Here is an 8,177-nt window from a genome sequence, read left to right as displayed (position 1 = left end):
TACCGTAAGGTAGTAAGACCCCTTGAAGACTACAAGGTTGATAGGTCGGAGGTGTAAGCATGGTAACATGTTCAGCTGACCGATACTAATAGGTCGAGGGCTTGACCAAGGAAATATGTTTGAACCTGAGGGTTTGAATATATAAGAAGTCAAGCTAAGAGTTAAGATGTATAAGTTATGTAGTAGTTATTTGCTTAGGTTGATTGATAGTTTAATTAGTTAGTAACAATCAGTGTGTTGTTTTGAATAAATATTCCTCGATAGCTCAATGGTAGAGCATTCGGCTGTTAACCGAAGGGTTGTAGGTTCGAGTCCCACTCGGGGAGTTTAAATAAGGCTCGTTGGTCAAGCGGTTAAGACACCGCCCTTTCACGGCGGTAACAGGGGTTCAATTCCCCTACGAGTCATTTCGGTGGTAATGCGTTTATGGGAAACACCCGTTTCACATACCGAACACGATGGTTAAGACATAAACGGTCGATGGTACTTAGTTGGAGACGACTTGGGAGAGTAGATGGCTGCCGATTTTGTTATTGACAAAATTAGTGCTATATGCATATAATATAATATGGCGCCATAGCCAAGTGGTAAGGCAGAGGTCTGCAACACCTTCATCATCGGTTCAAATCCGATTGGCGCCTTACATTTTGTATAATCATTATAATGGCGCGGAGTGGAGCAGTCTGGTAGCTCGTCGGGCTCATAACCCGAAGGTCAAAGGTTCAAATCCTTTCTCCGCAATTTAATAACAGCTTATATAGCTGTTTTTTTGTTCTCAAAAAATTATTGCCCTAATTTTCTTGAAGGTATTGTCTATAAATGAATTCTAACAAATGACGATAATTTTATAAAAATACTTATAAAAATTATTATTTCGGATCAATAGACTTCCATATATACATATTAAATATGATAAAATTATTTATGGGGAGAAATATTCCATAAAAGCAAATAGCTGGTAATAAGATATTTACTATTACACTAATTTAATTTATAATATTAGCTAGGATAATATTGTAAATATAAGTTAATAATTTACTAGAGGTGATTATAAAGATGGATATAAAAGTGGGAAATGTGCTGTATTTGAAAAAACAACATCCATGCGGAAGTCATGAATGGGAAGTTCTTAGAACAGGTATTGATTTTAGAATAAAATGTTTAGGTTGTGGTCATCAAGTAATGATACCTAGAAAAAAATTAGAAAAGAATATTAAAGATATTAAATAATAAATATAAATTTGATATTCGAAAATTAATCATTATAATGTAAATTGTAAAAGTCTATTGCATTATCTAATAAACTATGTTAATATATTTAATTGTAGTATAGAAGTAAAATAGTAATTTTATGTCATGCTATATAATTATTGTAATGATAATTATTATCCTTGCTCTTATTTATATAAGGGCCAAAGTCCAAAAGGAGGTGTAATTAATGAATAATTACGAATTAGCAGTTGTAATCAACGGAAAAGTTGAAACAGAAGTTAAAGAAGCCGCTTTAGAGAAAATCAAAGGTTATATTGAAAGATTTGGTGGTAATATCGGTGAAATCGACGACTGGGGAAAAAGAAGACTAGCTTATGAAATTAATAAAGTAAAAGAAGGTTACTATTATTTTATTAGATTCCAATCATCTTCTGATGCGCCAGCTGAGATCGAAAAAAGAATTCGTATAATGGAACCTGTTTTAAGATTCTTATTTAAAAGATTAGAAGACTAATTTTCAAGGGGGTAATATTATGAATAAAGTTATATTGATGGGGAGATTAACAAAAGACCCAGAAGTTAGATATTCACAAAGTGCCCAACCTCTTGCAATTGCTAGATATACTTTAGCAGTTAATAGACGTTTTAAACGTGAAGGTGAGCCGGATGCAGATTTCATTAATATAGTAGCTTTTGGAAAAGCTGGAGAATTTGCAGAAAAATTTTTTAAAAAGGGTCAACAAATATGTATAGTCGGTAGATTACAAATTAGAACTTATGATGATGCTAACGGTAATAGAAGATGGATGACAGAAGTTATTGCTGAAGAGCAGCATTTTGCTGAAAGTAAAGCATCATTTGAGAAAAGAATGGCTACGGAGCCACAAGAGACATCAGTTCCTGCACCAGACAATAATAACGCCGATGGATTTGTTCCTATAGACGAAAGTTTTGATGACGATTTACCATTTTAGTATAACAAGAGATTTTTTATAAAGGAGGTAACACGATGGCTTTTCAAAAAAGAAAAGGTACAAGAAGAAAAAAACGTATTTGTATTTTTTGCGCTGACAAAAAAGCAACAATTGATTATAAAGATGTTAACAAATTAAAAAGATATGTTTCCGAAAGAGGAAAGATTCTTCCAAGAAGAATTACTGGAAATTGTGCTAAACATCAAAGAGCATTAACAATTGCTATTAAGCAATCAAGACATATAGCATTAATGCCTTATACACTTGATTAATAATATATTCTAGGGCTCTGAGAAATCAGAGCCCTTATTAGTGTTTATGTAATCTCTGAAAATATTAATATTATTTCTTAACTTTTCATATCTTCCATTAAATGTTATAATATGATTAAATATCAAAAATAGATAAATTAACTTATACTTAATAGATATAAAGTATTATAAATAAAAAAGGGGTTTATAATTATGGCTATGTATAAAGGGGAGTTTGATATTACTAAGACTATTAGAATCATTGAGAGATTGAAAAGTCAACTACTTTCAAATGTATCTGCTTTGTTTTCAAATATGGCTGAGAGTAATTCTGCTAATAGTAATGAAAATATTGATATATTAGCTGATGTAATAATTCTTTCTTATTTATTATCAGATAAATTAGGTGTTTCTAATGAGGCACTTGATATAAAATTGATAAATAAATTAAGATTAGCTAGTTTGCAAAATGAAGAAAATGAGGAATGGACAAAAGAAATATTAACACTATCAAAACATCTTAATAAATCAAGAGAAATAAAATAATATTTGAATGATTTGTTTAACGGATATATTTTGAGGTTGTTTCAAAATATAGGAGGTATTATGGAAAAGAATAATTCTAGATATATATTATTATTGATTATACTAATTATTAATACTATTTATAGTTACTTATTTTTAAGAAATACAGAAACGATTATCATAAGCTTTGTATTATTTATTCCAGTTGCTATATATGGTCTTAAGTATAAAATAGATGGCAGTTTGATTTTTTGCATGTTAGCAGTTTGTATTGCTAATTATATATTGTATGGTATTGAACATTTCATCTCCTATAGTATGGTAGTTATATTGCCTGCACTGATTATAAGCTATCTAGTTAGGGAAAAAATGCCTTTCACTAAATTGATATCTTTATCAAGCATATTACTATTTGCTTCCTTTTTAGGAACTATCATTTTATTAAAAACTATTTGTGATGTTGATGTTCTTACAACTTATTTTAATGGTATAGATATTATAGAAAAAGAATTTACTAATATATATAGTACTTATTTTAATAATAATACGAATTCTATAAAAGAGTATTCAATTGCTATAGGTACTTTGAAAAATACTTTCTATTATATGAAGTACTATTATCCAGCACTATTATATTTATTATGTTTAGGAATATCTTTTATATCTATTTTGTGTATTAGTTTTATAGCTAATAAAATGAAAATAAATAATTTTGGTTATGAAAATATATTAGGATTGAAAGTGTCCAGAAGTATTATAGGATTTTTAATGATTGTTATTATAGCAAAAGCTCTTTATTTGAATGGGAAAAGTAATTTGATGGTAGCAATTGATAATATATTGGTTATTATAGTTGTATTGTTATTCTTTTTAGGTATTTTATTTGAAATGTCGATAATCAAAAGAGTTAGAAATGCAGGAAGAAGAATATTACTGATATTGGTTTCTGTTTTTTGTCTTATATTTTTTCAAGCTTATTTTGTAGTAGCAGGTTTTATAGATAGTATTTTTCAGATTAGAGTGAAACTAAATAATGCATGAAAATAAGCATTAAAACTCTAAAAGTGGAAGATAATAATATGGAACTTCTTTAAATCTTAAAGGAGAAGATTATATGAATAAGAAGAATCAAATGAATAAACAAATAGAGAACTATTTTAGATGGCCAATAATATATTTAACATTTTTATTTATTCTAACGATTATATTATTTTTTGTCAATACTGTGGCTGGCGTTATTTCATTGGCATTTTTTTTGGTGTCTGTAGTAGTTAGTATTTACATTGGTACAGTAGCCAAACGACATTTAATGAGTGAGGTTATCAATTATGCCCTTACATTTGGTACTCTTCAAAAGAATTTTTTACAGAAATTCCAAATTCCATATATATTATTAGATATTGATGGAAGAATACGTTGGTTTAATGAGGAATTCGAGGGAATGATAGGAGAGAAAAAAATTCTTGATAAGAATATTAATGCTCTTATTCCACAACTTAATTCTACTATATTACCTGTTGAAGATGATACTGTTTTTGAAAAAGAAATATCTTTGAAAGATAGAATGTATAGAGTGATTATTAGAAGTCTTGTTATAGATAATGACAATACGTTAGATCCATATGATAGGATGAGTGATAGCGGTATTATCTATGCAACTTATTTCTTTGATATAACTAATGAAAAAGAATTACAGACTAAGAATGATGATCAAAAAGTAGTTGTTGGATTATTGTATATTGACAATTATGAAGAAGCTTTTCAGAGTATTGAAGATGTTAGAAGACCTTTGCTAGTTGCTTTAATTGATAGAAACATAAATAAGTTTGCAAAAAAAATAGATGGTATAGTCCGTAAATTCGAAAAAGATAAATATATGATTATATTCCAAAAAAAATATTTAAGAGATTTGCATGAAGATAAATTTGCTATACTAGATGTTATTAGAGAAATAAATATAGGAAATGAACTACCCGTTACATTAAGTATGGGACTTGGTGTTAACGATTATTCGTATATACAATCATTGGATTTTGCTAGAGTTGCAATTGATTTAGCTCTTGGTCGAGGTGGAGATCAGGCAGTTATAAAAGAAAGTGACAAATTTTTATTCTATGGAGGTAAGACTCGAGGAGTAGAAACAAGTGCTAGAGTAAAAGCTAGGATAAAAGCTTATGCGTTCAGAGAACTTATAGAAGATTGTGATAAAATTATTGTTATGGGTCATAAAGTCCAAGATTTAGATTCACTTGGAGCTGCAATAGGAATATATAGTTGTGCTAAGCTATATGATAAAACTGTTCATATAGTTCTTAATGAAATTACTTCGGCGGTAAGGCCTTTGTATGATCGTTTTGTTGAAGATGATAATTATGGTGAAGACCTTTTTATAGATAATGTAGAAGCTGTTAATTATGCTAATAATAATACATTGCTTGTAGTTGTGGATGTAAATAGACCAAGTTATACAGAGTGTCAAGAGTTATTTAAGTACGTTAATAATGTTGTAGTTTTCGACCACCATAGGGTTGGGGCAGAGCATATAGAAGATACTGTATTAAATTATATAGAACCTTATGCTTCTTCAACATGTGAGATGGTAACAGAAATAATTAGATATATTTCTGATAAAGTTAAATTAAGACCTATAGAAGCTGAAGCTTTGTTTGCAGGGATTACAGTAGATACTAAGAATTTTGTTATTAAAACAGGAGTCAAGACTTTTGAAGCAGCTGCTTATTTAAGGCGAAATGGAGCAGATGTTGTGAAAGTCAGAAAATTATTCAAGAATGATATGGAATCATATAAAGCTAGAGCAACAGCTGTTAGAGATTCTGAGTTATATAGAGATAAGATGGCGATATCAATATGTCCATCAGACATCCAAAATCCGATTCTTGTAACGGCTCAGGCTGCTGATGAATTACTTAATATATCTGGTATTAAGGCATCATTTGTTTTAACTAATGTTGATGGTACAATATATATAAGTGCTAGATCATTCGATGACATCAATGTGCAATTGATTATGGAAAAATTAGGAGGCGGAGGACATCTGAGTGTTGCAGGTGCTCAGCTTCATGATAATACCATAAATGGTGCTATAGAAATCTTAAAAGATACAATTGATGAATACTTAGAGGAAGGTGAAAAATAATGAAGGTCATATTATTAGAAGATGTTAAGAAGTTAGGTAAAAAAGGAGAGTTAATTAATACAAGTGATGGGTATGCTAGAAATTTTTTGTTTCCAAAAAAATTAGCTGTTGAGGCAACTAAAGCTTCTATAAACGATATGAAATTAAAAAAACAATCAGATATGAGAAGACAACAGGAGTTACTTGAAGAGGCTAAAGAATTAGGTGAGAAGATAAAGGGTACTTCCATTACCATAAAGGTAAAAGCGGGTGATGGTGGTAAAATATTTGGTTCTGTATCAACAAAAGAAATAACAAAAGCTGCAAAAGAACAATTGGGATTAGACATTGATAAGAAAAAAATGCAGATAAAAGAACCAATAAAAGCTCTTGGAACTCATATTATACCAATTAAATTGAATGCAAAAGTCAAAACAGAACTTAAAGTAAAAGTACAAGAACTTTAATTAGAATATAAGACCCTTAAAGGGTCTTAATGTTTCATAGAGAGTTTAATCTGTAACTCCTTAAACTAAAGGAGAAAATATGAGTTACTAATAAATACAAGTTTATTAATAGTAGCTAGACTGTTATAATTAAATGTAAATACATAAATGGACTCGTATATATGTAGAATGGCTAATAGTTTGGAGGGGATTTGGTGGATGCAGAAATAAAAGGGTTACCACCATATAGCTTAGAGGCTGAACAATCAGTTATTGGTTCCATGATATTGGACAGGGAAGCGATAACTACAGGTATGGAATCTTTGATGCCTGATGATTTTTATCAACCAGATTTAAAAGTTATATTTGAAGCTATTATTGATTTATTCAATAAGAATAAAGCAGTAGATCTAGTTACCCTAGAAAATAAATTGAAAGACGATGGAGTTCTAGACCAGATAGGTGGAATTAATCATCTATCCAAGTTAGCTATGTCTGTTCCCACATCTGCACATATTAAAAATTATGCTCAGATCGTTAAGGAAAAGTCAGTTCTTAGGAAGTTGATAAAAACAAGCAAAGAAATAATTGCAGAAAGTTATGATGGTAAGAATAAGTTAGAGGATACCCTTAATAGTGCTGAAGAGAAAATCTTCAATATTATGCAGGATAGGCGAACAGAAGAATTTTCCTCTATCAAAGATTTAGTTGTACCAACTCTGAATAAAATAGAAATGATACATAAGAATCAAGGAAAAGTTACTGGTATTCCTACTGGATTTATTGATCTTGATTATAAAACAGCAGGATTACAACCTTCAGACTTAATTCTAATTGCTGCTAGGCCATCAATGGGAAAAACAGCTATTGCTCTTAATATTGCTCAGCATGCAGCTATTAAAGAAAATGCTGCAACAGCTATATTTAGCTTGGAGATGTCAAAGGAACAATTAGTAAATCGTCTTCTATGTTCAGAAGCTATGGTTGATGCACAGAAAGTTAGAACTGGTGATTTAGAAGATGAAGATTGGGCTAAAATCGCTAGTGGTTCAAGTGTACTATCTAGTGCTTCTATTTACATTGATGATACACCTGGTATTACAGTTTCTGAAATGAAAGCTAAATGTAGAAAATTAAAGCTTGAGAAAGGTCTTGATTTAATTTTGATTGACTATTTGCAGCTTATGAGTGGAAATGGAAGGACAGAATCAAGACAGCAGGAAATATCCGAAATATCACGTTCACTTAAGGCTCTAGCTAGAGAGATGGAAGCACCTGTTGTAGCATTGTCACAGTTGAGTCGTGCTTGTGAATCAAGAGCTGATCATAGACCGATGTTATCAGATTTGAGAGAATCAGGAGCTATAGAACAGGATGCGGACGTAGTTATGTTTTTGTATAGGGATGAATATTATAATCCTGAAACAGAGGCTAAAAACCAAGGTGAGCTAATAATTGCTAAACAACGTAATGGTCCTACTGGTACAATTCATTTGGTTTGGATGGGACAGTATACTAAGTTTGCAAGTATGGAAAATAAGAATTACTAATAATTTTATTCAACAAAATTATATATAAATATTTATTTATAAGAATTTAACTACCTTGTAGAATAATCCAGTTCGGTTAAGAT

General features: G+C 30.2%; 9 protein-coding genes, 4 tRNA genes and 2 rRNA genes. All 15 read left to right on the top strand.

Features of this window, described 5'->3' with window-relative positions; translation table 11 throughout:
• Nucleotides 1–109, top strand: a 23S ribosomal RNA gene (locus QMG30_RS15785); the annotation flags it as partial.
• Between the two features lie 145 nt (nucleotides 110–254).
• Nucleotides 255–326: transfer RNA gene (locus tag QMG30_RS15780), tRNA-Asn, on the top strand.
• Nucleotides 327–335: 9 nt separating this feature from the next.
• Nucleotides 336–407 (top strand) — tRNA-Glu (locus QMG30_RS15775).
• Between the two features lies 1 nt (nucleotide 408).
• Nucleotides 409–527: ribosomal RNA gene (rrf, locus tag QMG30_RS25320) — 5S ribosomal RNA — on the top strand.
• Between the two features lie 43 nt (nucleotides 528–570).
• Nucleotides 571–641: transfer RNA gene (locus tag QMG30_RS15770), tRNA-Cys, on the top strand.
• A 26-nt stretch (nucleotides 642–667) separates the two neighbouring features.
• Nucleotides 668–741: transfer RNA gene (locus QMG30_RS15765), tRNA-Met, on the top strand.
• A gap of 315 nt (nucleotides 742–1,056) precedes the next feature.
• The gene (locus QMG30_RS15760; protein ID WP_281817019.1) at nucleotides 1,057–1,230 is read left to right on the top strand and encodes a DUF951 domain-containing protein; all 174 of its coding nucleotides are present in this window, start codon (nucleotides 1,057–1,059) and stop codon (nucleotides 1,228–1,230) included.
• 208 nt (nucleotides 1,231–1,438) lie between these two features.
• Nucleotides 1,439–1,726 (top strand): 30S ribosomal protein S6, encoded by a 288-nt coding sequence (rpsF, locus tag QMG30_RS15755; RefSeq protein ID WP_281817017.1) that lies wholly within the window; start codon nucleotides 1,439–1,441, stop codon nucleotides 1,724–1,726.
• A gap of 19 nt (nucleotides 1,727–1,745) precedes the next feature.
• The gene (locus QMG30_RS15750) at nucleotides 1,746–2,186 is read left to right on the top strand and encodes a single-stranded DNA-binding protein (RefSeq protein WP_281817015.1); all 441 of its coding nucleotides are present in this window, start codon (nucleotides 1,746–1,748) and stop codon (nucleotides 2,184–2,186) included.
• Nucleotides 2,187–2,221: 35 nt separating this feature from the next.
• Nucleotides 2,222–2,458, top strand: a complete 237-nt coding sequence (gene rpsR / locus QMG30_RS15745; protein WP_281817013.1) for a 30S ribosomal protein S18 — start codon at nucleotides 2,222–2,224, stop codon at nucleotides 2,456–2,458.
• A gap of 192 nt (nucleotides 2,459–2,650) precedes the next feature.
• Nucleotides 2,651–2,983: a MazG-like family protein gene (locus QMG30_RS15740; protein ID WP_281817012.1), complete on the top strand. Its 333-nt coding sequence runs from the start codon at nucleotides 2,651–2,653 to the stop codon at nucleotides 2,981–2,983.
• Nucleotides 2,984–3,043: 60 nt separating this feature from the next.
• Nucleotides 3,044–4,003, top strand: coding sequence for a DUF2232 domain-containing protein (locus tag QMG30_RS15735; RefSeq protein WP_281817009.1), 960 nt, complete (start codon nucleotides 3,044–3,046; stop codon nucleotides 4,001–4,003).
• A 73-nt stretch (nucleotides 4,004–4,076) separates the two neighbouring features.
• A complete protein-coding gene (locus QMG30_RS15730) occupies nucleotides 4,077–6,119 on the top strand; it encodes a DHH family phosphoesterase (RefSeq protein WP_281817006.1) in 2,043 nt (680 codons plus the stop codon).
• Complete coding sequence (rplI, locus tag QMG30_RS15725; protein WP_281817003.1) at nucleotides 6,119–6,565, top strand: 50S ribosomal protein L9; 447 nt, start codon at nucleotides 6,119–6,121, stop codon at nucleotides 6,563–6,565. Before QMG30_RS15730 ends, rplI begins: the two co-directional genes overlap by 1 nt.
• 191 nt (nucleotides 6,566–6,756) lie before the next feature.
• Complete coding sequence (gene dnaB / locus QMG30_RS15720) at nucleotides 6,757–8,094, top strand: replicative DNA helicase (RefSeq protein ID WP_281817000.1); 1,338 nt, start codon at nucleotides 6,757–6,759, stop codon at nucleotides 8,092–8,094.
• The last annotated feature ends 83 nt before the right edge of the window (nucleotides 8,095–8,177 follow it).

It is taken from the genome of Vallitalea longa (assembly GCF_027923465.1).
Lineage (GTDB): Bacteria > Bacillota > Clostridia > Lachnospirales > Vallitaleaceae > Vallitalea > Vallitalea longa.
This window is presented reverse-complemented; position numbering and strand designations above follow the sequence as displayed.